Annotated in this window: 22 protein-coding genes; 7 read left to right on the forward strand and 15 right to left on the reverse strand. The window is 45.6% G+C overall.

From position 1 onward, the window contains the following. Window positions 1–13: 13 nt before the first annotated feature. The 9 genes from ACE1CM_RS10500 to ACE1CM_RS10540 form a co-directional block, all read right to left on the reverse strand. The gene (locus tag ACE1CM_RS10500) at window positions 14–2269 is read right to left on the reverse strand and encodes a DUF1796 family putative cysteine peptidase (RefSeq protein ID WP_374877362.1); all 2256 of its coding nucleotides are present in this window, start codon (window positions 2267–2269) and stop codon (window positions 14–16) included. 561 nt (window positions 2270–2830) lie between these two features. Beyond that, a complete protein-coding gene (locus ACE1CM_RS10505) occupies window positions 2831–3418 on the reverse strand; it encodes a Uma2 family endonuclease (protein ID WP_374877363.1) in 588 nt (195 codons plus the stop codon). Window positions 3419–3609: 191 nt separating this feature from the next. Beyond that, window positions 3610–4185 carry a DUF4126 domain-containing protein gene (locus tag ACE1CM_RS10510; protein WP_374877364.1) on the reverse strand — a complete coding sequence of 192 codons (576 nt, stop codon included), beginning with the start codon at window positions 4183–4185 and terminating at the stop codon, window positions 3610–3612. 92 nt (window positions 4186–4277) lie between these two features. After that, window positions 4278–4835, reverse strand: a complete 558-nt coding sequence (locus ACE1CM_RS10515; protein WP_374877365.1) for a hypothetical protein — start codon at window positions 4833–4835, stop codon at window positions 4278–4280. A gap of 317 nt (window positions 4836–5152) precedes the next feature. Continuing rightward, window positions 5153–5662, reverse strand: coding sequence for a dual specificity protein phosphatase family protein (locus ACE1CM_RS10520; protein ID WP_374877366.1), 510 nt, complete (start codon window positions 5660–5662; stop codon window positions 5153–5155). Between the two features lie 160 nt (window positions 5663–5822). Then, complete coding sequence (locus tag ACE1CM_RS10525) at window positions 5823–6176, reverse strand: NUDIX domain-containing protein (protein ID WP_374877367.1); 354 nt, start codon at window positions 6174–6176, stop codon at window positions 5823–5825. Between the two features lie 190 nt (window positions 6177–6366). Next, on the reverse strand, window positions 6367–6813 hold the full coding sequence (locus ACE1CM_RS10530) for a DUF3531 family protein (RefSeq protein WP_374877368.1): 447 nt from the start codon (window positions 6811–6813) through the stop codon (window positions 6367–6369). Between the two features lie 13 nt (window positions 6814–6826). Then, a complete protein-coding gene (locus ACE1CM_RS10535) occupies window positions 6827–7861 on the reverse strand; it encodes a Sll0314/Alr1548 family TPR repeat-containing protein (RefSeq protein ID WP_374877369.1) in 1035 nt (344 codons plus the stop codon). Beyond that, window positions 7858–8064 carry a hypothetical protein gene (locus ACE1CM_RS10540; RefSeq protein WP_374877370.1) on the reverse strand — a complete coding sequence of 69 codons (207 nt, stop codon included), beginning with the start codon at window positions 8062–8064 and terminating at the stop codon, window positions 7858–7860. The genes ACE1CM_RS10535 and ACE1CM_RS10540 overlap by 4 nt, the downstream gene beginning before the upstream one ends. A 93-nt stretch (window positions 8065–8157) precedes the next feature. Between ACE1CM_RS10540 and ACE1CM_RS10545 the strand changes: the two genes are divergently transcribed. The 4 genes from ACE1CM_RS10545 to ACE1CM_RS10560 all read left to right on the forward strand — a co-directional run bounded on the left by ACE1CM_RS10545 (window position 8158) and on the right by ACE1CM_RS10560 (window position 10612). Continuing rightward, window positions 8158–8832, forward strand: a complete 675-nt coding sequence (locus tag ACE1CM_RS10545) for an ABC transporter ATP-binding protein (RefSeq protein ID WP_374877397.1) — start codon at window positions 8158–8160, stop codon at window positions 8830–8832. 1 nt (window position 8833) lies between these two features. Continuing rightward, window positions 8834–9556, forward strand: a complete 723-nt coding sequence (gene rsmG / locus ACE1CM_RS10550) for a 16S rRNA (guanine(527)-N(7))-methyltransferase RsmG (RefSeq protein WP_374877371.1) — start codon at window positions 8834–8836, stop codon at window positions 9554–9556. 2 nt (window positions 9557–9558) lie between these two features. Further along, a complete protein-coding gene (locus ACE1CM_RS10555; RefSeq protein WP_374877372.1) occupies window positions 9559–10017 on the forward strand; it encodes a tetratricopeptide repeat protein in 459 nt (152 codons plus the stop codon). Window positions 10018–10303: 286 nt separating this feature from the next. Further along, complete coding sequence (locus tag ACE1CM_RS10560; protein WP_374877373.1) at window positions 10304–10612, forward strand: hypothetical protein; 309 nt, start codon at window positions 10304–10306, stop codon at window positions 10610–10612. A gap of 40 nt (window positions 10613–10652) precedes the next feature. Here ACE1CM_RS10560 and ACE1CM_RS10565 read toward each other — a convergent pair whose 3' ends face one another. The 5 genes from ACE1CM_RS10565 to rpiA form a co-directional block, all read right to left on the reverse strand. Then, on the reverse strand, window positions 10653–11390 hold the full coding sequence (locus ACE1CM_RS10565; RefSeq protein ID WP_374877374.1) for a superoxide dismutase: 738 nt from the start codon (window positions 11388–11390) through the stop codon (window positions 10653–10655). Window positions 11391–11463: 73 nt separating this feature from the next. Next, complete coding sequence (locus ACE1CM_RS10570) at window positions 11464–12636, reverse strand: aldo/keto reductase (protein ID WP_374877375.1); 1173 nt, start codon at window positions 12634–12636, stop codon at window positions 11464–11466. Window positions 12637–12871: 235 nt separating this feature from the next. Continuing rightward, complete coding sequence (locus tag ACE1CM_RS10575) at window positions 12872–16825, reverse strand: beta strand repeat-containing protein (protein WP_374877376.1); 3954 nt, start codon at window positions 16823–16825, stop codon at window positions 12872–12874. A 273-nt stretch (window positions 16826–17098) separates the two neighbouring features. Further along, window positions 17099–17719 carry a hypothetical protein gene (locus tag ACE1CM_RS10580; RefSeq protein ID WP_374877377.1) on the reverse strand — a complete coding sequence of 207 codons (621 nt, stop codon included), beginning with the start codon at window positions 17717–17719 and terminating at the stop codon, window positions 17099–17101. Window positions 17720–17765: 46 nt separating this feature from the next. Next, window positions 17766–18479 carry a ribose-5-phosphate isomerase RpiA gene (gene rpiA / locus ACE1CM_RS10585; protein WP_374877378.1) on the reverse strand — a complete coding sequence of 238 codons (714 nt, stop codon included), beginning with the start codon at window positions 18477–18479 and terminating at the stop codon, window positions 17766–17768. A 108-nt stretch (window positions 18480–18587) separates the two neighbouring features. Here rpiA and ACE1CM_RS10590 point away from each other — a divergent pair, with 108 nt between their 5' ends. The 3 genes from ACE1CM_RS10590 to ACE1CM_RS10600 all read left to right on the forward strand — a co-directional run bounded on the left by ACE1CM_RS10590 (window position 18588) and on the right by ACE1CM_RS10600 (window position 23508). After that, window positions 18588–20408, forward strand: a complete 1821-nt coding sequence (locus ACE1CM_RS10590) for a tetratricopeptide repeat protein (RefSeq protein WP_374877379.1) — start codon at window positions 18588–18590, stop codon at window positions 20406–20408. Window positions 20409–20570: 162 nt separating this feature from the next. Continuing rightward, window positions 20571–23153 (forward strand): tetratricopeptide repeat protein, encoded by a 2583-nt coding sequence (locus ACE1CM_RS10595; RefSeq protein WP_374877380.1) that lies wholly within the window; start codon window positions 20571–20573, stop codon window positions 23151–23153. A gap of 73 nt (window positions 23154–23226) precedes the next feature. Next, on the forward strand, window positions 23227–23508 hold the full coding sequence (locus ACE1CM_RS10600; protein WP_374877381.1) for a DUF3288 family protein: 282 nt from the start codon (window positions 23227–23229) through the stop codon (window positions 23506–23508). A 187-nt stretch (window positions 23509–23695) separates the two neighbouring features. Here ACE1CM_RS10600 and ACE1CM_RS10605 read toward each other — a convergent pair whose 3' ends face one another. Continuing rightward, window positions 23696–25369, reverse strand: coding sequence for an MlaD family protein (locus ACE1CM_RS10605; protein ID WP_374877382.1), 1674 nt, complete (start codon window positions 25367–25369; stop codon window positions 23696–23698). Window positions 25370–25463 lie beyond the last annotated feature (94 nt).

The following is a 25463-nucleotide window of genomic DNA, read 5'->3' on the forward strand; positions in this document are numbered from 1 at the left end:
TCGCCACAATCTCTTACTTTTTAGCTTCATCCTTGGGTGGATTGGGCGGACACCAAAACAGGTTTTTACTAGACACCCCAAGGTATTCCAGAATTCCGTGCATCACATCTGTACAGTGCATCCAATATCCCAAATCCTCGTACATCCGGTCGGGATTGAACTCCAAATTATAATGCAGCACATTGGGAATATTTGAGAACTCGTTGGAAGGTTGCGGCGAAATCAGCAGGACGCGGAATGGTTTCCCCTGGCATTTTGATTCAAGTTTGCTCATCAAATCGATCACATACCCACGGTTAGTAAGTCCCGTGCGAATGAAAAGTGCCTTATCGCAATTTTTTAACGTGTACCAGAACCGTTCCGAACGTGCTGTATAACGGGCGCGCATTCGTTCATAAACGGGATACATATTGTTGATGGGGTCGTCTGTTTCCTCTACTTCATGGGCAAAGGACAACCCCGTCCACTTACTGTGATATATCCTTCCGGCGTCATAATTGTAATGCAAGTAAGCGGGATTCCACATGTCATCAAAACCAGTCGCAATGATATCTGCGATATCGCCGAGATTGGTGGTTCGCGTCAAGTCAAACGGAAAAGCTGGCCCATCGTACTGCATTTTATATAGAAGCATACGAGCGGCACAGCGATCGCCCAGGGGAATAATCGCCACTCGGCTAATGTCTGATAATTTACATTTGTATTGGAACAGCACCGAGGACTTGGGCGGCACTTTGACTCGACTTTCCAACCCGTTTTTGCCAATCATCATGGTGCGAAATGGCTCGTCGGGATAAAGCGGGTCATCATATACACCAGAGGGCATTCCTTTGAGGGCGCTGCGAACCTCCTTCCACATGGGATGGATGTTATATTCGTGGTCTGATTCGTTGATGACGCAAAGAGTGCGTTCGCTTTCTTTCAGCAGCGCTAGATGCCCGTCGTAGTATAAACTTTCCGAGTCTTTCGCCGACAAAAAATTGAAAGCGGCGCTATATTCCAAGTCGGTAGCAGGGGGGATATCCACCGTAGTTTCGATCGTTCCATCTTCTTGGACGGAAAAGAAGGGGAGCGTCCCCATCTCGGCATTCTTGGCAATATACACACCGGGCATCAATTTTGCTTGGCTTTGCAGCGCTGTTTGCAATTCCTCCCAGGAAGGGCTGATAGTGTATTTAGATTTTGATGTATTGATGATACGCAAACTCTTCTCATCCGGACAGGCAAAGACATGGAAACCCCAGTCGTCTCGGTAGATGGGTACTTCCTGCTTCTGCGGGGAAAGTTGTTTTTCTTTCGCCAACTCATTTTTGTCGATCTCGAACAGACCCAGATCGATTGCGGCATACATGAGGCGATGTCCTGCCGTGTTGGGGTGACCTTGGTCGAAGGATATACCTGGTTTCCAACGTCCCTCCCCATTATCCAAGGCAGCAAGCCAATCCAGTACCGGCACGCCCCAGCTTAGCATTCGGTTGTGGGTATCCCACAGCAGCTGGTGATGTTCTTGGGAGTAATCCCCGTGGGGATATACCCCGCCCAAAATCGGCATCGCTCCCAATTCCTTGGTCATTTTTATCAGTTGCTGCAATCCCCTTTCAAAACGCCGCTGCACCGCCTTTCGCTCGTGAGGGGGACAATAAGCTAGCCCCTCGTTTCCCAGAGAAAGGGCAATAATCACAACATCCGGTTGTTCTGGCGCCACAACTCGGGGAAACCTGTCAATTGTCGTGCTGACATTCGCACCCAATGCCGACAGATTTACCAGTTGATGCCCGTATTTTTCATGCAATGCTTGCTCCAGACGGTTTGCCCAGCCTTTTAACAACCAGGCGCTGCACCCCAACGCTACGGAACTGCCGATGACTGCGATTTTCAGACCCTGAGATTCTTTACTTACAGGCGTTTTGGTAATAGCCTCTTTGAGGTATCCGTAAGGCCAAGGCTGCACGTGACCGAACCAACCATCCTCCACAATAATATTGTCAGATTCGATGGTTACCCAACGGTTTCGTCCCAAAGATTCCCAATGCACGCTGCCATCAATACCAAGTAGTACATACTTATATTCGATTCTTGGGCGGTCGGATGGCGGCGAAGGCGGATCGACCTCGATTTCGATGTCTACCCACCATAAAGGGTAGCGATCGCCACTCGTGCGTAGATGTATGCATTTGCTCACGTCCCACAGTCCCAATTGGGGAGTCGAACCGACGAGGGCGATGCATTCTCCCGGTTGCGTGTTTGCACTTACTTGAAATCGATACATATATTTCTTCTCTCTTTAAGCATATGATGCCAGACAGAAAGCTTGATTCATCACACCTTGTGATGTCGAAAGGTAACTTCACCTTAGGCAGCGCCAAGCAGAGGTAGCAGTAACCTCAATAGTCCTTTGTGTCAAGGCGAGCGCGTAATTCAAAGCTGTACTGAGGGTATCATATTTGACCCTCAATATCTGTCTCACAGATCACCTGGAAAATCACAAACAGCAAACTTGAAGTATCGCACCACCTAGATATATAGCGGTTTGCGCGCTGGTAATAGGTAATGGGTAATGGGTAATAGTCAAGAGTAGGGGCGGGTTTTACCAACAGAAACCGGGTTTGTGTGCAAAATTGTTGAGCCAGGAAAGAGATCGTGGTCGAAACCCGGTTTCCGATCAAAGAAACCGGGTTTGTGTGCAAAATTGTTGAGCCAGGAAAGAGTCTAGGTCGAAACCCGGTTTCTTTTCTCGTTAAAGCGGCCCCTACTACCAATGAATCCAATTACCAATTACCAATTACCTATTACCAATGTCACAATTAACTAGCAACTCCCCTGAAAGGGGCTACAAAATTGGCTTTAAATCTAAGATAAATCCAGGCAACACATCTTCACCTGAAAGCGTTTCGGGATTTTCTAAAATTTCGACATCTCCATGGGGGCGATAAATTTCCACTCGCTGATTTTTTCGGTCAAGTAACCAACCCAATCTAGCACCGTTGTCGATGTATTCTTGCATTTTTTCCTGTAAGTCTTTTAAACTATCGCTAGCAGAGCGGATCTCGACTACAAAATCAGGGCAAATGGGAGCAAATTTCTTTTGTTCTTCCGGGGTTAAAGCATCCCATCGCTCTTGCTTAATCCAAGATACATCAGGGGAACGCTCCGCTCCATTGGGCAGTTTAAAGCCGCTGGAAGAGTCAAAACCTTTGCCTAGTTTAGTTTGTTTGTTCCAGATTCCCAGCTCGACGGCGACATCAAAGTTACAGTTTCCGGTGTCGCTACCTGTAGGTGCCATTACGATTAATTCTGCTTTAGCCGTGCGCTCAAATCTTAAATCGCGGTTGTTCTGACATAACTGGAAAAACTGTTCGTCAGTCAAGTCGATGTTTAATTTGAATTTAGGCGGCAATGCGATCGCTGTTACGTTCATAAGTTTTTAGCTAGGATTAACCTAAGTTTAGTACAGGCGATCGCCCTCAGCGAACTAGGATAGCGCGATACGCCTGACGGTACGCTGCGCGATGGCGATTAAACTTCAGGACTTACACATTACGCTCCTAGAAACCCGGTTTCTTTGCGTATTCACGGGTGGGACGTATCGCGCTACGATCGCTGATAGCGTTAAGCAGAGGTTCTCGGCTGTTTTGTTGCCCGAATTTGCGATAATCTGGCGATGGCAAACCCCAGTAAAACAAATAGCAAAACAACAGTAAATATCGCTACAAAGATCCCCAATACCGACAAAACAACCGCACCAACAGATTCAATCGTTGCTAGCAATGGATTGGCAATTCCTCCAGTTGTGCCAGTAGAAAACAAGCGGGTGATATTTGTCAGACTTTTCATCATCCCCGCCGAACCACCACCGGCAATGACTGCTACACTCCACTGCACCAAAGGAGCGGTATGAGATAACAGGGAAGCTGTCATTACAGTGCCAGATAAAACGGCAACTGGTGTAACCAGAAAATCTAGTACGCGATCCACCCAGGGAATGTAGTAGCCTAAAACTTCAATTAAGGTGGCGATCGCAAACGCTGTCAGCGCCTCATAACTACGCATCCATTCAAATCCCGGTGCGAGGGTTAAATGCCCCGAAATTGCCGCAATACTCATCACCAAAGGCGGCACGAATATGCGAAAGCCACACGCGGCACTCAAACTAATACCAATACAAATACCCAACAAAATATCCATAGTCTTTTCTTCTTCCCCCTCTCCTAGCAGGAGAGGGGGTAAGGGGGAGAGGTTCCAAAGCGGATCTACCTCCAACCCCCGACAGACTTGGATCAATTTTTCTTAAAGGCTGCTGTTGCGCCGAGTTGGCGGGCGATCGCTTCTAGTATCTTTTGATTTGCTAACAGTAACTGGTAGTCTTGCTCAATAATACTGCCGTGGAGTGGTTCCGCTACTGGGATATTTATACGCAATGATGAAGCGATCGCCCAAAAAATCAGTTTGTTTCCTAACAGCAGCAGGTGGTTTTGCGTCACCAAGTCGCTGCCACCTGCATTTGGTAAGCTCGGTATCAGGACTCCCAACTTTTTGGCGATGCCGATCAATATAGACCGAGTTTGCCAGATCAGCTGCTGCTTCACCTCAAGCAGATCGCTGTCTGCTGCAAATGGATGATTGCTGACTTGGATTCCTATTTTGGCGGCAATGTTTTCCAGAATCTGAGTATTTTGCCAAAGTAGAACGCAATTTTTCCCGATTCTTTCTTGCTCGTTACCAAGGGCTGGCAGCGTTTTGTTTATACTGGTTTGAGCCAGCGCACCCCCCAAGCTCAACAACTCGGTCTTCAACAGACTCGCGCCTACTCCCGCTATTAAATAATTTGTCTTCATGGTACTGACCCTGGAAATTTTATCTGGACCCATCTGTTGCTTTCAGTTGTGCCGTCTATCTTTGGGAAGATAACAAGCTTATATCGAGCTATTTCGCTAATTTTGTGCCATTTATTGCTATATCAATCCAAAAATTGCCATATTTACCTGCAATTTTCCCAACTAAAGTCGGAAACGTCATCACCAGCTCGATCGAAAGCAATAGACCCAAAGTTTCGCCCGCTCAGGCTCAATCCTTGGGTCTTCAAACTAGCTCAAATAACTTCAGGCTGGGTGCGATCTAATACCTTGACTTTTTGACCTCAATGTGATAGAAACTATGCTGGATCGATATATTCGCGGATGGCGCGCAGTTCAGAGGCGGAAGGCATCGAACCGGGGTGGACTTGTTTGAGCCAGTTGAGCGCTTCCCAAAGTTCGAGTTTATGATAGCGACACAGGTAGGCGATGCAAACGGTGGGCGATCGCTCAACTCCTGCCAAGCAGTGGACGAATATGGGCAAGCCGTTATCGACATGTTTGCGGACAATATCCACCGCTTGTGCGAGTTGCGCTGCGGTTAGATTTGCTGTATAATACCGATCCGGTAACACCAGACGCAAACATTGAAAATTCTCGGTAATATCGTCTGGCAAACTTCCTTCTGATTCCGCACACAGGGAAAGTACAACCTTGACGTTGCCTTTTAGCAGTTGTTCGGCGTCACCTGCTTGGGGTAACCCTCCTACAGCTAACTTTCCTGGAAGTACCCAACTTACAGTAGGCTGAGTTGGACGAGAAGGAGATTGGTCTTTAATGCCCAAAAATCGTTTAACTTGCCCGATCATTCGTTTCAGAAACCGTTTAATTTGCTTTAGTATAAGCTTCACTCAAACTTTACGTTAGTCATGGGTCAGTAGGGGCAAGGCATCTAAAATATCTCCTATGTAGTAGATAACTTATAATCGCGCCGTGCCCGTACATGAGAAAAATACTGGCTATTCTATGCTATGACAAGTTTAAGGCATAATCTAAAAATGCCTCTGGCACTAGCTTTAATTCCCCAGAGGTAAAGCGTTTAAGTTCTACCCACATCGCCTTTTGCTGCTCCTCCCCATCAGTAAAATAAAATAATTGTTCTGGTTTATAAAATTTAGAGTCGGTAAAGTCGCAGTGGTAAACTTGAATAATTTCATCACCAGGCTGACCGTTGTAAACAAACAAATTTTCCCAACAGTCCAAATAGCGAATATTGCTTAATTCAGCTGGAATTTCCGCTTCAAATTCTCGCACTAAAGCGGCGTGACTGGTTTCGCCAAAATCAACGCCGCCCCCCAATGCCCGAGCAAACGTTTGCTGCAAGATTGGGTCGTATCCTTCTGATCAGAAGAGGCGATTGCTTGAGCGACAGGACTTACGCACGACGATCTTATCACCAAAGTTTCTGCGCAGCTCTCTTTTCATAGAAACCCGGTTTCTTTGCCTAAGTCCTGAGCGAATTAGCCCCAAAGCAAGCAGGCGTATTTTACCAGATTTGTCCATTTTTTAGAAGCTAATTCTCGTAAATCTTCGCTTCGCGTCGCTGTTGAACGGGCCAGGACTCATTTTCACCGCCAACAAATACTTGCTTAATTGTGACGTATTCTTTGCTCAGTTGTTTGAGGGCGTTGATCAGGATATCGATAGCGATCGCATCGCTGGTTCCCAAGTCAAACCAGCAACGCCCCCAAGTCCCCTGATACTCAAAATCGCTCATATTGTGCATCAACGCCATTAAGGTATTTTCGGCTGCATCTTCGTCGTACTCCATGTAACTGATATCTAAACCTGTATCCTGAACCTGGAGATTTTCCGCGTTGAATGCTCCCAACTTGCCTAAGTAAAACCAGGAATCGAACACCTCCTCGACGTACTGTTTTTCTGCGTTGGAGGGAACCATATCGAACTCGATCCAAATCCAGAGGTCAAACGGATTAAATTCGCGGAACTGTACTTGCATAACGATCCACCCTCTAATCTAAAGCAGGTAATTGGCTGGCGGCAGACCCCCATCGAGAAGCAGCATCTCTAATTTGATCGCGCATCCCGTCGCAATTGCGGTCTCGATCGTCGATGCGTCTTTGATTTCTGCAATGCTCGAAGAAAATTTGGGCGACTAAACCCTTGGCGAGTTGATTTGATTTGGTCAAAGCTGCCTGGAAAGCAGCTTTAGCGGCATGGCGCTGGTCTGGAAGCTTATTTTTCTCTGCCTGTCTAACTAGAATTTGGGCTTTTAGATAGTGTAACTCTGGATTGTTCGGCGCTGCTTCTAAGGCACGATCGACATGTTTGAGTGCCTCGTCATAGTTTTTCAGATCGCGGTAACCGACGGCAATACCTCGATCGGCAAGATAGGAGGGACGGGCTACCTCTAGGCGAGCGATCGCGCCTGTCGGGTCGGAAAATGGTAAATTGACCGCAATCAGCAAATCCATCCACCCTTTAATTAAATTCAGTTCTGGATCTTGCGGCGCTTCTTTTTCCGCCGCATCCAAAAACCCATACACTTGCTGCAATTTGCCCAATGCTTTAGCCGCCCCCCGCACGCTTCCCTCTTCCTCCAGGATAGTAGCCGCCTCTAAACCGTGACTGACAGCGGTATAAAGATTACCCCGCACCGAGTCAGTTGTTTTGAGTCTTTCAGCGGTTTCCCCCGTTTTAATCGCGTAGGATTTGACAGTTTCCAACAAAGCGGTATTTTTTTCGGTATTTTTTTTATTAGCTTGCCAATCCGTATAAGCGATCGATGCCTGCATGGCATAAACTAAAGGTTCGTTTGGCTCCATGACTTCCGCTTGTTGGAGCAGACCTTCTGCGGCCTCGCGATAGTTACCTTCAAGGAAGATAGCATTAAAAGCCTGTTGCGTTTTTTCGCCAATCGGACGGGGACTATTGGCGCGAAAAGGATCGCCTGCCAAAGTTGGCAGAGAAAAGGCGCCTAACGTAATGGCAAAAGCACCTGCAAGAGCAGACACCAACCGTTTGGATCTAGGAACGCGGGAGATCATAACTTTGTTCCTGATAGCCTCAATTGAGAATGATGCCAAAGCTTTGGACAATTAGCTAGCTGTTCGACGCCTTTGATCGCAGCTAGTTCCGCCATGAGGGGAGATGGGGAGATGGGGAGATGGGGAGATGGGGAGATGGGGAGATGGGGAGATGGGGAGAATATACATTCAAATTCCCCTGGAGTACCTGTGCTCACCTGCACCTGTGCTCACCTGCCCCTCGATCCCACCTGCCTCATGCCCAAACTCGACAAGTCTGCCACAATGGTTGCAGTAAGATGCGTTTTTTTGTCTTAATGCTCTATCTCCGAGACTTAACTTATCATCCACCAGCTACCCCCACAGCGATTTTAAAATCTATCAACTTGGAATTAGCACCCCAGCAGATGGGGCTTGTAATCGGGCCTAGTGGTTCGGGTAAAACAACTTTACTGGAAATTCTGGCAGGATTGAGCGAAAAAACATCCGGTAAGCTGTTCTGGCGCGATCAAGAACTGACTCCCGATCACTTGCAACAGCTAAGCGGGTTGGTGTTTCAGTTTCCCGAAAGGCATTTCTGCGGCGGTACTATTTTAGAAGAATTGCGGCTAGGACATCCAGAATTAGGCTCCCAACGAGTCAAAGAAGCTTTAACAGAAGTGGGATTGGCACACCTGCCATTGCAAACTTCACCCCATTCACTCAGTGGGGGACAACAGCGACGCTTGGGTGTAGCAGTACAACTGATTCGTCAGCCGCACTTATTGTTATTAGATGAACCCACGGCTGGGCTAGACTGGTCAATGCGGCGTCAGTTGGTAAATTTACTGGCGAAACTCAAGAATCACTGGAGTTTATTTGTAGTGACTCACGATGCTGGGGATTTACTCAGCATCGCCGATCGGTGCTGGTTATTAAACCACGGCGAACTAGAGTACGTCGATCCTGCTACCCTAGCTGCTAAACAAACTCAGCCACTTCCGGCTATTTGAAATGAATTCTCAACCAACTCAGAACGATTCCATGCTGCCTTTAATGGTCGATATTTGGCAGCAAACTTTAAATTGGCAACCCGATGAAAAACAGCAGCGGCAGTTCCAGCAACTGTACTCATTGATTGTAGCAGGGAACCGCCAGTTGAATTTAACTCGCATTACCGAACCCTTTGAGTTTTGGGAAAAACATCTCTGGGATTCTTTGCGGGGAATTGCACCCTTTCTGGGCAATACATTACCAATTACCAATTACCAATTACCAATTACCAATCCCCAAGTTATCGATATTGGAACGGGTGCTGGTTTTCCTGGGGTGCCTTGTGCGATCGCTCACCCCCATTGGCAAGTTACCCTGCTCGATTCTACCCGCAAAAAAATCGCTTTTATCGATACTCTCTTGGATCAAATCGGCTTGTCAAATGCTACAACTTTGCTCGGTCGTTCCGAACAAATCAACCAACAATCCCAGTATCGAAAAACTTACGATCTGGCTTTAATTAGAGCGGTTGGTTCGGCCTCAGTTTGTGCTGAATATGCCTTACCTTTTCTAAAAGATGGCGGTTTAGCTATCCTCTATCGAGGTCATTGGACAGATGAAGAAGCAGCAGATTTGCAACCTGTTATCGAGAAGCTTCGTGGTAAATTGGAATCAATTGAAGCATTTACTACTCCCCTGAGTCAAAGCGTGCGTCACTGTCTGTATTTACGCAAGGCGGGTTGATAATGAGTAGGAAAAATCTAGTTGCGCTCGCTCTATTATTCAGCCTCAGTACCGCGGATCCCGCTTTCGCAGAAACAGCCTATCAACGCTGGTTGAGAATGGCTGTTGCTGCTAGAAGCAGAGGCAATTACGATGGGGCTTTATCTTATTATCAACGCGCCGCCGATGAAAGTCCCAATGGCCCAAACGATCCTGATATTAATAAAGCAATCTTTGAAGTTTTATCAGAAAGATTGCAAAGTTTACAAACCACCGATCCCAACTATGTAAGATATATCAGAATTGCTGACGAAGCTTACTATAACGGCGAATACGATACGGCTATTCAAAACTATAGAATGGCTTTAAGAGAACGACCGCACGATCGCTATGCCACCCGGCGTATTGAGCAAGCAGAATGTATTAAGAAAAACCGACCCGCTACGGGTTCCCAATTTAGAACCATCTGTCCTAGATTTTAGGCGGAAAATTTTTCTTCTCCCTAAGAGATGAATTTGGAATCAATCTTAGGGACGATGTGAAAAATTTTACCATGCAGTAATTTGCTTATAATATGATGTCCTTAGGCATCGGTAGTGTGTGGATAGCTAATTGCTCGCTTGCTAATTGCTCGCTTGTCAATTGCCTCCAGATCTGCTCGGTAATTATTGACTGTTTCTTTTTTATTTAGCCATTAGCGATTAGCTATTAGCAGTTACACAACCGTTGCAAGAGGACATGATATAAGTCAATCAATGGAGTGGCGGTATGAAGCGAATTATTGCAGGTTTTATGTTAGCGGTTGCATTGTTTTTTAGCTGCGATCAAATTGCGGTTGCTAAAGCTTTAACACCTGAAGCAGAGTCTTACCAAGTAGAACCGAATTATGCGGGTAAGCGAATGGTGGAAACTATCAAGGATAAAATTGAAGCAGCAACGGAAAATGTGGTAGAAAAGCTCAACTTAAACGAACCACTTCCGGAAAGTACAAAAGAGTTTTTGAGTGATGTAGAATCTAAAGTGGATGAAACTGTTGAGCCAATTACTGGAAATCAAGGTTATTACAAAGAAAAATAAATCATCAACCCGGTTTTTATGAAAAAACCGGGTTTCTTGATTAAGCGCTTGCTTGAGCAAACCGCTTGTTTATTTCATCCCAATTGAGTACATTCCACCAGGCGTCTAAATATTCGGCGCGGCGGTTTTGGTACTTCAGATAATAGGCATGTTCCCAAACATCGTTGCCCATAATGGGATAATTGCCTTCCATTAAGGGACTATCTTGGTTAGCGGTACTCGTGACTTGCAGCTTACCATCTTTAGTGCGAACTAACCAAACCCAACCGCTGCCGAAACGCTTGGTTCCTGCTGCGTTAAACTGTTTCTTGAAGTTGTCAAAACTGCCAAAAGATTGTTGAATGGCAGATGCGATCGCACCCGTCGGTTCCCCACCTCCATTGGGTTTCATAATACTCCAAAACATGCTGTGGTTATCGTGTCCGCCGCCATTGTTTCGCACCGTGGTGCGAATATCTTTCGGTACGGTGTTGATATCTTTTAGCAACGCTTTTAGACTTTGGGTTTTGAGTTGGGGATATTTGGCGATCGCGGCATTCAAATTGGTAACATATGCAGCATGATGTTTGTCATGGTGGAACTGCATCGTCCGCGCATCAATGTGGGGTTCTAAAGCATCGTAGGCGTAGGGTAACGGGGGTAGTTCAACATAATTAGTTGTGCTTTGCGCTACATCAGTCCCGCCTAAATTATCTCCAGACGCTTTGCAAGCACCGATAGTGACTGCACCGACACTCGCTCCCAATAAATATACAAAACTTCGGCGTGTAAGAGTCATACTGGATTGGATTGGGGAAATTGGTAAGTTTGTTGCCAGTATTCCATTGTTGCAGGGTTTTGGTATCTCAAATTCATTCTTGAGATAAACGTTTAACTGATTCACCGCCTAACATTTGATGCGCTTGTTCGAGAACAGCGGGTATCTGATCGGCGTGGGGACTTTTAGCAAGACACTGACGCAAGTTTAATTCTTTGACTCGATCTGCCTTTTGACCAGGGAACCAGTGACTGCCATTACCCAGCAGGTTGTAGCGCATTTTGGCATAGTCGTACATATCGTAGGCCAAAGCAAGATTTCTCAGCCATAAGATAGTGGGTATATTCATATTACCGGGGGTGCGATCCCAGCTAGGTAACCCGACTTGCCAGGTTTTTACCCAATCTTCCCCCAAACAGCGGATCGCTTCTGCCTCTAACCTTGCCAAAATAGACGGTAAAATTTCATCTGCCTTGTCTAACAATGCCAAAGTTTTCAGGTGTTCGTCAAAATCCGTCGGTCGCGCCGCTCCTATACTCAAAGTATGCACTTGGGGATGACTCAAACAAAATAAGTCATTGAACACCATCGGACTCAGAGGATAGCACAGATCCACCAACTTTTGCGGCGGGTTATACAGCATTCCGCCTTTATCCGAAGGACTGATAATAAACACCCCCATGTCGTGGCGTCTTGCTGCTTCTATCGCCGCCCAATTGCTTTGGTTAATGTAATACCAGTGCAAGTTTACGTAGTCGAACAGGTTCGTTGCCATTGTCTGCACGATTACATCCGTAGGTGCGTGGGTAGAAAAGCCGATAAAACGGACTTTCCCTTGCGAGCGCCACTGCTGCGCCATCTCCTGACACCGGATGCTATCTTCCAAAATTTTGGTAGTATTTATGCCATGAATACTCAGCAAATCTACGTAATCGAGATTGAGATTAGCGAGAGATTGGTCAAAATTGCGCTTAAAGTCTTTGGGGTCTGCAAAGGGGACAATTTTAGTTTGGACGATGATGCGATCGCGCTCTAACTTCGGTAAAATTCGTCCCAGTTGCATCTCGGAAGTGCCATAACCGCGTGCAGTTTCGATATGATTGATGCCGACTTCAATAGCGCGACGGATAGTTGCTTCCAGGTTGTTTTGATTGTCGGGTGGAATTTGCCATTGGGGGACATCCTGCCATTTAAATTGATATCTCATACCGCCGCAGGAGAAGATGGGCATTTGCAATTCTGTGCGTCCAAAGCGTCGATACTGCATGATTAGCTATTGAGTGACTTAGGCAATATTTAAGTTAACGCAAGTTGCTAGTTATAAACTTTGGCGTTGCTAATTGCTAATTGCTAATTGCTAATATACAGGACTGACGCAAAGAAACAAGGGGCGATCCGGAAAATCGTTGGTTTTGCAACCAGAGATTGACGGTCGAAACCGGGTTTCTGGCATAGTCGTGGGTAAGTTCTGTAGCAATGTTTATAACTGCGTTATTACTTGACTACGGCAGCAAAAATGACATTCCCATTAAGGTTGGGTCGCCGATGGGAGAGAAGTCAGACTCAAATGCTCCGATATCAATCCTGCCAACTCTGATGCGAGCAAATCCCGTCCCCCGCTGATCTGTTTCTGGTGGTGGCGCAAAGTTAGGATCGCCTGCATTAATCGCCGGACTGCCTGGAAGTAGTGCGACTGTCTGCGTAGTACCACCGTTATCTTGCAACGCGCCAAGTTTGGCATCAACATTGAGGATATTGCCAGTAATATCCCCAGAGATGATAGCGGTAGAGGGATTGCCAATCAGGTTGTAACCTTGTGAGGTGAGGGTGCCACCCAAATCAGGGAGATTGGGGGCGGTATTACCAGCGATGATGGTGTTTTTGGCATTCACCGTACCTGCTAAATTAAAGACACCAGCGCCTTCGGTTGCACTGTTGCCGGAGATGGTGCTGTTACTAATATTCACGCTGCTGTTGTTGGAATTAAAGATGCCAGCACCCTTGCCGCTATCGATGTTGACAGAATCGAATGTCACGTGGTTGCCAAAGATAGTGCTGTTGGTAATATCTAACGTGGCGCCAAAATTATTATGAATGCCTCTGTTAAGACTGGTTGGGTTGCCAGAGAGAACGCTGTTAGCGATGCTGAATGTCCCTCGGAAATTTGTGATGCTGCTACCGAAAAAGTTTGGCGCGTTGCTAGTGGAAATAGTGGTGTTAGTAACACTGACTCTGCCACCTTCGTTGAGGATGCCGCTACCAACGTTTCCCGCCATGTTGCCCGAGAGGTTGCTATTAGTGATGCTGACTGTGCCACCAAGGTTGAGGATGGCACCACCTTGATTATTTGCTATGTTGCCGGAGAAGTTGCTGTTAGTGATGGTGACTGTGCCACCATCGTTGAGGATGCCAGCACCATCGTTTGTACGACCATTGGCAATATTTAATTGAGAAAAAGTAGCATTCACGCCGTTACCGACGGTAAAAATCCGGTAATCTCCCCCTGTATCCCGTCGCACAGTTAGGGTGTTTGCGCCCGCGCCATTAATCGTGGTGTTATTAGCGTTAGGACCGCTAATTTCTGGCAGTGCTGCTGTCAGATTAATCGTTCCGGATGCGCCTGCACCAGCGAAAGCGATCGTATCAGCACCAGGACTTGCGATCGCATTCAACATTGCTTGTCGCAACGACCCTTCTCGCCGGACATAATTATCTACAGAATCGTTAGTATTGATGACCAGCGTGTCGTTAGCAGCAATCGTTACCGTCGCATTATTATTTGTTGCATCAATCGTGTAACTACCAGATGCCAAATTCAATTTCAGCGTCTCATCCGCCTCGGCATGTTCGTCATCTACAGGCGAGAGAGTCACATCCACCGAAGATTGTCCAGCAGGAATAATTAAACTTCGATTTGCACCCGTTCCGGAAATACTGCCACCACCACTAACGCTGAAATTGTAATCAACACCGAAAGCACCACCCGCATTACTGGTAACAGTACTGCTGTCATCAATTGCCAGATTTACCGTCAAAGCATTTCCCGTATTACCAGTGCGCGTAATGCGATAATTCCCGGTATTCCCGCCAATTTCCGCTGCTTCTGCATCGGTGGCGGTGATGCTAACCGTTGGGGGTGGTTCAACAATCCCTGCAATCGGAAAATCAAACGGACTTTCATCCTTGTCATTGTTAGTAAATAGTAGCGTGCCATTGAAAGTGCCAGCATTAGTAGCATTCAGTTGCACTTCAAACGTAGCACTACCACCAGGAGCAATACTGCTAGGAAGGTTTCCTCCCCAACTGAAACCATCGGGCAAATTGCGGTCTAAGAGGTTTAAAGTTTCGGAACCTATATTCCTCACCGTGAAGGTTCTAGTAACCGCAGTGCCAACATTAGTAATGCCGAAATCAATTGCTGTGGTTGTGCCATCGGTAATGTTATTTTTCCCATCTAAAACTTCAATTTCTGGCGCTGTAACGTCAGTTACCGTACCTTGAAGCGTAAAATCAAAAGGATTTTCATCGCTATCGTTGTTGCCAAATGACAATTTACCGCTGGTGGTTCCAGTCGCACTGGCATCGAGTTTTACTGAGAAAGTAGTTTGGGTCTCTGCCGCTAAAGTGGAACTGGCAAAACCACTTGCCAAACTAAAGCCATTCGGTAAATTAATTGTACTCAAATTCAGGTCAGCATTCCCGATATTCTTGACAGTAAAGGTTTTGGTAATATCTTTGCCAACTGTAGTGCTGCCGAAGTTAACAGACCCCTTACCATCGGCAATGTTAGCTTCTCCATCTAATACCTCAATTTCTGGGTCTGTGGCAGCAATGTCATCGTCAATAATCGTATAAGTTGCCGTTTGCTGAGTTCCTAAACTTGCCCCACCTGTAGGATTGATTAATTCCAAATTAATCGTCTCATCTTCTTCCGTAATCGTATCCCCAATAATGGGCAGTTCGACATCTTTGGAGTTTTCCCCTGGATTAAAGGTAACAGTAATCGGCAAATTGTTAGTAAAATCATTCAAAGTTGCCGTGCTACCTGCAGCGAGTTGCACTTGTACGGTGACAAGGCGATCGCTGGCACCCGTGCGTTGAATTGTGGCAACAATTTTATTGGTCGTGCCGCTATTTCCTTCCCGCTCGCTATAGTTAGCAGAAGTAAAGGATAGAGTATCTGGAATTAGCCTTGATTGGGTGTCGTTATCTAAAATTGTAAGAACGGCAGTATTTTGCGTCCCAATTGTTGCTCCGCCTCTAGGGGATTCCAAGGTTAAATTAACCGTTTCATTACCTTCAACTTCTGTATCGTTAAAGATAGGAACGGTGACGGTTTTGGCAGATGTATCTCCATCTGCCCAATTAACGGTAATAAAACTATTATCGTAATCTTTGGGCGCTGCTAAAGGAGGCGCGCCTCCTATGGAACTGCCACCGTTAACAAGTACCTGGACGGAGATGGCGCCGCTGCTGCCATCTGTGCGGGTAATAGTCACCGCAGCAACCGGCGTGCCATCTTCATTGATGCTGAATGTTGGGGCGCTAAATTGTACAATGCCGTTCGAGGTTGGTGTATTTACGGGTGGAATCGGAGCGGGTTCGGTAAAAGTGCTGGCGTTAATTCCTTTGAGAATTGCTAAATACTCGCCGGTAAATTTATCCTGAATAATTGTATTGCCAGTATGTGTGCCGCTGCCGTTAAAAATATTCAGGTCTTCAAAAGTCACACCTCCAATTAACTCAAAGGAGTCCTGACCTTTGGTAAAGTCTATAATCACGTCCGCGTCGGCAATATTTAAACCGCCTGTGGTGCGAAAACCGGGAACGTCAAAACGCCTGCCGATGACAAAAGTGTCGTTTCCTTCGCCGCCGGTTAGTGTATCTGCACCCAAGTCACCATAAATTGTGTCGTTACCGGCGTCGCCAAATAACAGGTCGTTGTCTTGACCTCCGCGGATTAAGTCGTTGCCATCCCCGGCAAAGACGATATCATTGCCTTTGTTAGCGGACAAGAGATCGTCGCGATCGCCACCAAATAGCTGGTCGTTTCCTCCTAACCCAAACAGAGTATCAATTCCCAATTGACCATAAAGGACATCGTTACCATTTCCGGTAAAATTGGCTTCGACTCCAGTGTCGCCAAATAACAAATCATTCCCATCACCGCCAAACGCAGTATCGTTTCCCCTGTCCCCGTGGAGGGTGTCGTTACCGGCGTCGCCAAATAGCTGATCGTTGTCTTTACCTCCCCGCACCCAGTCGTTTCCTTCACCACCACTGACCGTATCTTGATTTTGGTTACCGTTGAGCAGGTCATCTCCTTCGTCACCTTTGAGCAGGTCATTTGCTTCGCGACCAAAAATGGTATCGTTGCCGGCAAATCCGATCAGGGTGTCGGCATCGGGTGTACCATCTAAAAAATCGGCATCAATAGTTCCGTTAAAGATAGGCATTTTTGCGGTTGTCCCCGGTCAACAGTGTGTGAGCTGCTCTGAAAAGATGGCATCTCTATTCAGTATAAACCCTGAAAAAAGGTTATCAGTTGAGGGGTTATGGTGGGAGTCGCTCAGTAACATCACTGAAGTGCGATGCGGGGGGGTGTGATTGTTATGATGTCAGGCAAATAGCGCTTAATTAAAAATCTCCGCGTCCGGTGTGTCAGTCCTAACTATGGGTAATCAAACGGACATCATATGACTGGCGGATTGGGCGGGTTGTTCGATATCCTAACGGTTGCACAAGCTGAAATTTCCCTGACTGGTGGGTTTACCATCAGAAACCCATCCTGGTCTGGGAGAAGTAATAGCAATCCAATTTTCCCCATCAGCTTCTACAATTGAAGCCGGAAAACTGTTAGGTCTAACCGTGCGACCCTGGGCAACTCTGCCCAATCCTCTAGAATTATTTCTAGGTTCGGATCGGATCGTTAAACCCGTAGGCGAATTGACCCGGAGACAATTAACGTTTTCTAAGCCAGATTTAATTGCAGTACTATCAAAAGTATGAAGCCTACGCCCGTTAGCCCAACAGCTATATTCTACTCTTCCCGTGCCAATTCGCTCGACTGAATTACTCAGTCTAAACCAATAGCTAATAGACGAATTACCAACTGTTGGATTTGTCTTACAAGCGTTTTCAAAGTCTAAATATCCTCCCAATTCCATATTAGAAAATCCTGCATCAAACCCGGCTTTTTCTATTTCATAATTGGGTCGCCATAGACTCCAACCTTGCTCTTGTCTTGGCGGGGAACCATTAGGATTGATTTCGCTAGCTTGTACAGATATGGTTGTGAAGAAGGCTAAAGAGTAAATGATTGGCTTTTTCATCGGCAATAAAACTTTCATTTCAACAAACCCGGTTTTTTAGAAAAACCGGGTTTGTTGGTTCAAACTAGGAAATCTCGCGCACGTTGGGTTTTCCGTCTATGACTTCGCCGACTAAAACTAAGTTGGTGACGCCAACAAATAAGCCGTTTTCTAACACTCCGGGAATATTATTCAACGTCTTTTCTAACCCAGCGGGGTCGTCGATGTTCTCAAATTTGGCATCGATTACCATATTACCTTGATCGGTAATTACTGGCCCAGCTTTTTTCACACCCATTCGCAGTTCTGGTTTGCCGCCTAATTTTTCAATTGCACGCATGACGGGTGCATAAGCTAAGGGCAAAACTTCGATGGGTACGGCAAAAACCGAACCGAGTTTGTCTACCAATTTAGAGCTATCTACGACAACGATAAACTGCTCTGCCAAACAATCGACTATTTTCTCGCGGGTGTGGGCGGCGCCGCCACCTTTGATTAAATTGAGATGGGGGTCTACTTCGTCGGCGCCATCGATGGCAATATCGATATGGTCAACGACATCGAGAGTCGTTAAAGGAATCCCGTATTGTCTCGCCAAAACTTCTGCTTGAAACGAGGTCGGGATGCCTACAATGTCTTTTAATTCCCCAGACTTGAGGCGTTCTCCTATGTACTGAATCGCATAAGCTGTGGTTGACCCGGTTCCTAACCCCACTATAGAACCAGATTGGACGCGATCGCTCGCGGCTTTGCCAACTTGTTGCTTCATCAAAGTTGTGGGGTTCACTTCTGCGCTCATTTAAACACTCCTGTTGCGGTACAACCACGGTCTATAGGCTAGGATGGCGAAAGGTTGTCGTTCATCCTACGCTGCCTAAGTTAGTTTACTATCTGACCGCCCCGTGCCATGAGCCAAAATCAAGATTTTTCCGAATTTTCCTACTCTCGTCTGACTCCAGAGGAACGCCAAGCACAACTGGTTGATGAAAATGTCCCCGTTGCTTTGAAAGCGCTGTTGCTGTTTCACGAAGGTTTACACTTGGCTAATTCGGGAAATTATCAGTTAGCGATCGCATTGTACGATCGATCCCTAGAATTCATCCCCGACGCTTTTGAAGTTTGGTATCATCAGGGCGTTGCTTTGTCTAATTTAGGCCGCTATAAAGATGCAATCGCATCTTACAATAAAGCGATTGATTGGCAACCAGACTGCTACGAAGCGTGGAGCGAAAAAGGCTATTGTTTGAGTATTTTAGGTCGCCACAAAGAAGGCTTAGCTTGTTGCGACAAAGCGATTAAAATTAATCCCGATTATTATAAATCTTGGTGCGGTCGCGCTGACATTCTCAGTAGATTAAACCGCCGCAAACAAGCATTATCTAGCTGCGACAAAGCTTTAGAACTTAAACCGGATAGCCACGAAGCTTGGAACGTTCGCGGTTTACTATCAAATCGCCGTCAAGCAGCACTGGCTTGCTTTGAAAAAGCTTTGGAAATTCAACCTGATTATGCAAAATCGTGGTATAATCGCGGCCTCTTGTTGTTTCGATTAGGCAAGAACGAACTGGCGCTTGATTGTTTTCAAAAGGCATTAGAAATTAAACCCAATTCTCAGGAATTTTGGCATTCTCAAGCTTGGTATGGGCGGGGTTATATGCTGGCGAAGTTCCGTCGATACGAAGAAGCGATCGCTTGCTTTGAAAAAGCCTTGTCACTCCAACCCGATTATCCTGCTCCTGCTTTGTACAAACTGATTATCTTAATCCTAAGCGGCAAATTTTTCCACCACATTGCTCATCCAACTAAAAGACAAACCCTCTGGCGGGACTTGAAGACGATTCTATATTCTGTCAAATACCTTTTAATCGGATTCTTGGCTATTATTATAATAAATACATATGCCAAAGGGGCTGGGATGATGGTCTTGCAAGAAACATTGTCTGTAGTCTTTTCCGTGGGAATTCTTTGCTTATTTATGTGGGAACTATGGCTAAACAGAACTAACTTAAAGTTTGTTTGGCAAATTTATAGAAGGGGAATTATTACTTACATACGAGCATTTTTGATTCTAATTATCACCCTCAGTACATTGGTAGCAGTAGCTTCAGTTGTTCCTCCAATTATGCGATGGGGATGGGCGAGCGCAGTTTTTGGTAATTCGGGTAATTTAGTATTTCAACCAATAACCACAGTCCAGAAGATTAAACCATCCCAAGAGGTGGAGAAACCTAAAATAGCACCACCCTTAGAAAAAAAACCGCAAGCAGCGAACACACCTAAAAGCGTACCACCCTCAGAAAATTCGACCAAAGTCCAACCTGTAAAAGAAGCTAACCAAAATAAAACATCCCCAGAAATTAACATAGACTATGCCCAGATTATAACGGTCGGAATTTGGATAGTTTTAATGTTACTCGTTCCATTCTGGGCTAACTTTGAAGAAAAAATATTTCGCCAAGGAGCTAACACCTGGAAGCAAATATTAATACGTTCAACGCAATTTGGCTTAGTCCACATTCTAGTAGGAATTCCAATTTTCGCCGGATTTGTACTGATTATTCCTGGATTCCTATTTGCTTGCCGTTATAAATACATCCACGACAAGAACTTAAAACAAACAAACGATGAAAAAATGGCGCAAGAAGCAGGAGTAGAAGCAAGCACAGCAGATCACGCCATCTACAACGCAATTCTAATCACCTTTGTCGTAGCAGCAATGTTCTTGTAATAGACCCAATATCAAATACGCCAGCAAACAGTCTCTATCTACTTCCTCTTCTTCGTGTTCTTCGCGTCTTCGCGGTTCATTAAAAAAAGAACGTAATCGAAGCATAGTAGAGTAAAATAAACACCAGCCCCAAAATAGACAGCACCCAAGACAAGACAGCAGATGAACCCCTCGGCTAAAACCTACATCGAAACAGGTAACTCCCTCAAAGAGCAAGGCAAATTGGATGAAGCGATCGCCAATTACCAAAAAGCGCTGCAAATTGAACCAAACAACGCCTTAGCATACAACCAAATGGGGGAAATTTATTTAGCGCAAGGGAAAATAGCAGAAGCGCTCGCATCGTGCCAAAATGCCCTAAAATTACAACCAAATTTAGCCGCCGCCTACAAAAATTTGGGCAACGCCCTGCAAGCAGGAACCCAAATTGAGCCAGCAATTAGAGCATACACAAAAGCAGTAGAAATAGATCCGCAATTTGCCGAAGCATATGCCAATCTTGGGAGTATGCTGGGGATACAGGGACAAATGGAAAAAGCCATCCCTTATTTCCAAAAAGCGATCGAAATCAAACCCAACCTAGCCGCAGTACACTGGAATTTGGGAAACGCCTTAAACAAAGTAAAGCGATTTTCTGAAGCGATCGCATGTTGGCAAAAAGCCGCAGAATGCAACCCACAACAGTTTAGCGCCGAAGCAATCAACGATCGGGGATCGATGTGCGCGCAAGTGGGGAAATTTGCCGAAGCGATGGACAATTACCAACGCGCGATTCAAATCAAACCCGACTTTGCCATAGCGTATCTTAACTTGGGGACATTGCTGCAAAAAGAAGGCAGATTAGATGATGCGATCGCTCAATTTAACAAAGCGTTGGAATTAAAACCAGACTACTTAGAAGCTTATGCCAAATTAGGAAACCTGCTGATTGGGCGAGAAAAATTTGATGAGGCGATCGCGCAATACCAGAAAGTAATTCAAATGCAACCTGATGCCGTCGAAGCTTATTTTAACTTCGGAACGGCACTGCTGCAACAAGGGAAAATATATCAAGCGATCGCTGCTTTCCAAAAAGTGCTGGAACTGCAACCCAACAATGCAGAAGCTTATAGTAACCTGGGGGTCGCACTGTATCGACAATTTAAACAATCAGATCGATGCAACATAAATCAGTTCGACGCCGCGTTCAACAACTTCCAAAAAGCATTAGAAATAAACCCCAACCTTTTAGCCGCCCATCTCGGCATATCGGAATTAATTAATAATTCCATTATACTTCTCAGCCATAATTCTTTAGATCATTTAAGAAAAGCCGCCGAAACCCATCGGCAAAATTGTGGCGAAACCGCCAAAATAATTGCTACCACCACCTTGATTAACGTTTACCTCAAATCCGCCTTGCATCAAATCGCCCAAGAGAAATTTTTAGAAATAGAACCATTAATCTATAATGCCGAATTAAGCGAACCAGAAATAACCAGTCTCTATGCCCATTTATTATTTAACCTCAACTACTTGCGGGATGATAGAGCCGCCAATAGTAAACTATCCAAATTCATTGGCGAACAATATGCAGAACTGATTGCTAAAGCCTACTCACCTATTAATCTACCCCAAAATCCTCGCCAAGGTCAGTTAAAAATTGGCTTTCTTTCCGCGCATTTTCGCAGACATTCCGTCAGTTGGTGCAGTGCCGATATCATCCAAGAACTATCCAAACTGACGCCTCATTTATATTTGTATTCTACCAGCCAATATCAACCCGACGACCGAACCCAGCTATTTGAAAAGGTAGCAACAAAATTTTACAAACCGAGTAAATTTACCAATGGAAATGCAGACGGAAAAGAAATCATCGAGCAAATATTGCAAGATGAGTTGGATGTACTGATTGAGTTGGACTCTATAACCATCCCGCTGCAAGTCGATATTATCCATCAACAACCAGCGCGCCTGTGCTTATCTTGGTTAGGATTTGAAGCACCGTTTACCTCAGAGAAAAATTACTTTCTTGGCGACGCGCACACCCAACCAGAAGGCGTGGAAGAATACTACCGCGAACAGTTAATTCGGATGCCAGATGCATTCGTCGCCGTAGGGGGATTTGAATGCTTACCAGTAGATAGAAAAAATGTCAGAAGAGGATTAAGAATAGCAGAAGATCAAGTTGTTTACCTATGCGTTTCTCCCGCCTATAAACTGAATGCAGAATTGATAAAAGCGCAGGTGCAAATCCTCAAGCAAGTCCAGGATAGCGTATTGATTTATAAAGGTCATACAGGGGATATAGAAATAATTCAAGCAGCATACAAAAAAGAATGCGAAGCCATCGGAGTCGGGGTACACAGAATTAAATATCTCTCAGTAACAAAAAGCGAAGAAGAGCATCGCACAAACTATAAAATAGCCGATATTTTGCTAGATTCTTATCCTTATAATGGAGGGACGCACAATCTAGAAGCACTGTGGTTTAATCTGCCAATCGTAACCAGAACTGGCGAACAATATCTTTCGCGCATGGGGTATTCTTTCTTACAAACCCTGGGGATTTCAGGAGGAATTGCTAACAGTTGGGAGGAGTACGTAGACTGGGGAGTTAAACTAGGTAAAGACAGGGAATTAAGACAAAAAATCCAACAACAGTTAGTAGAATCAAAACAACCAGAAACATTATCCCCCTTGTGGAATCCGAAAAAATTTGCCCAAGATATGTATGGGTTGTTGGAACAGCTTTTAAATGGGTAATGGCGTTCCCAGGCAGATCCGTGGGAACGAGGGTATGGGTAATAGAACACCAATTAGCAATTAGCAATTAGCAATGACAGACCAACAACATCCACTTTATAGCAGCGATCGCAAAATCGTTGATAAAATATTTCAACAAGGCCCCACCGACTATAACCTAGCGGAATTAGCGCGTTTAAAAATTCGTTATAACGGCTTTCCCGGCGCCAGAGACATCCAAGCAGACTTAGAAAAACTGCTGCAACAATGGGAATTAACCGAAGCAGAATTATACCAAAAAACGCGCCAACTTCATGCAAACAGCCGAATTTACCAAGTCAGCTCAAACAAAAAAGAAGAAGAAGACTGGAGTTAACATTTACCAAGAAGACGCGGAGACGGGGAGAAGCGGAGACGGGGAGAAGGGGAGACGGGGAGAAGGGGAGACGGGGAGAAGGGGAGGACGGGTCGCGCGACCCTTCTCCAGATCGAAATTTGAATCCCCTGCCTTCAGGCATGGGGTTTCCCCGCGTCCCCTTGTCTGGTGCGTCGCCGCGTCCTCTTCAATACCTCTGATTTTCAGTTTGGTTCTTGTGCCTCTGCGGTTCGTTAAAAAGATCCACAACCGAAATTTTATCCATTTCAAACGTACTTGGCATTTGGGGAAATTCCATATTCGCCGCCTCAACCATTGGCGTCAAAAACCGAGCCACCTCAACTTGTTCCTGTAATTGATTAGTAGAAGAAACTAAATCGCTCAATCCATTAACAAGATTGCGAAGCTTATTCCGGAAAGCTGGATCTCCCGTCAAATCATCCAAATCAGAGGTAATTTTTTGGGCATTTTGAAACGTTACCCTTGCCGAATCTAAAGTTTGTTGCAACACCAACAAAGTGAACGGATTATTAATCGCCCCCGTCAGGTCGCGTAAATTCGCTGAAGTTTGAGCCGCATTAGCAGATAAAGTTTCTAAATTCTTGATTAATTCTCCTTGGGCAATTCGATTAATAGCTGGATTCAAATTACTAACTACCGTGCGAAGTTCGGCACTTGTTTTGCTCAAATTATCTAACGTAGCAACAAGAGAAGCTTGATTATTTGTGACTAAATTATTGATATTTGTCGCTAAACTCCCAACTTGCCCCGCCGTGACGCCCAATTGCTCCGCAGTCGCACCAAATCGATCCGCAGTAATACCAACTCGCTGCACAGTGCGCTCGGTATTAGTACCAACTCGCTCGAAAGTTGTGCCGACTCGCTGCACAGTTCGATCGGCATTGACACCAACTCGCTCGAAAGTTGTGCCGACTCGCTGCACAGTGCGATCGGCATTGTTACCAACTCGCTCGAAAGTTGTGCCGACTCGATCGACAGTTGTCCCCACTCGATCGATCGTCCGATTTGCATTAGTACTAATCTGATTTATATCGCGAGAAAGTTGATTAGCAGTGCGATTCGCCGTCGCAGTAAGCAGATCCATATTGCGGTTAAATCGATCGGCAGTGCGATTCGCCGTCGCACTAATTTGATTAGCAGTGAGGGCAAATTGATCGGCAGTGCGATTCAATTTATCAGCAGTTGGGCCAAATTTTTCCGCCGTTCGACCAATCGCATTCGCAGCAGCGGATACGCTTGTAAGTTGTTGCTTTGCCGTTACCGTAAAACTGGAAAGATCGCGAGAAAGTTGAGAAACTGACTGCGCCGCCATCGCTGTATTTTGAATTGCCGAATTAATGTTGGCATAAAACTTTTCGTCGGTGTAGAGGCGAAGGAATTCATCGAGACTAAAGCCAACTTGCCCTTTGATGCTGTCGTTATTACAAATAATCAAATTGCGGTCTTTGCAACTAGGATCGAGAGGGTTTACCCCTTGAATGCTAGCAGATACGCTTTCTATGGGAACAATATCAATCGCGTTTTGACCGATGAAACCAGATTGATTGACTTCAACTCTAACATTGCGCGGTATAATCAGACCGGGTTCTGTAATTTTAATCTCAACATTCACTTTATCGGTTCCGGGTTTAATCGCCGTAACTTGACCAACTTTAACGCCGCGATATCTCACTGGCGTCCCAATTTGCATTCCCGCTGCATTATCAAATTCAACGATCGCTTGGTAACCGCGATCGCCAAAATAAGTTTGTCGCAACCATACACTCATCGCCACAAACAAACCGATTCCCAACAGGAAGAACAACCCAACCGAACCTTCTCTAACCGTGCGCGATCGCATACTTTCTCCTTTAATATCGTGTCCGCTTGAATACCCATAGTTAGGACTGACGCGGTGACGCGGTGACAGGTCGAGGTTTTAATTAAGGGTGATT

This window comes from Microseira sp. BLCC-F43 (assembly GCF_041929235.1).
Lineage (GTDB): Bacteria > Cyanobacteriota > Cyanobacteriia > Cyanobacteriales > Aerosakkonemataceae > Microseira.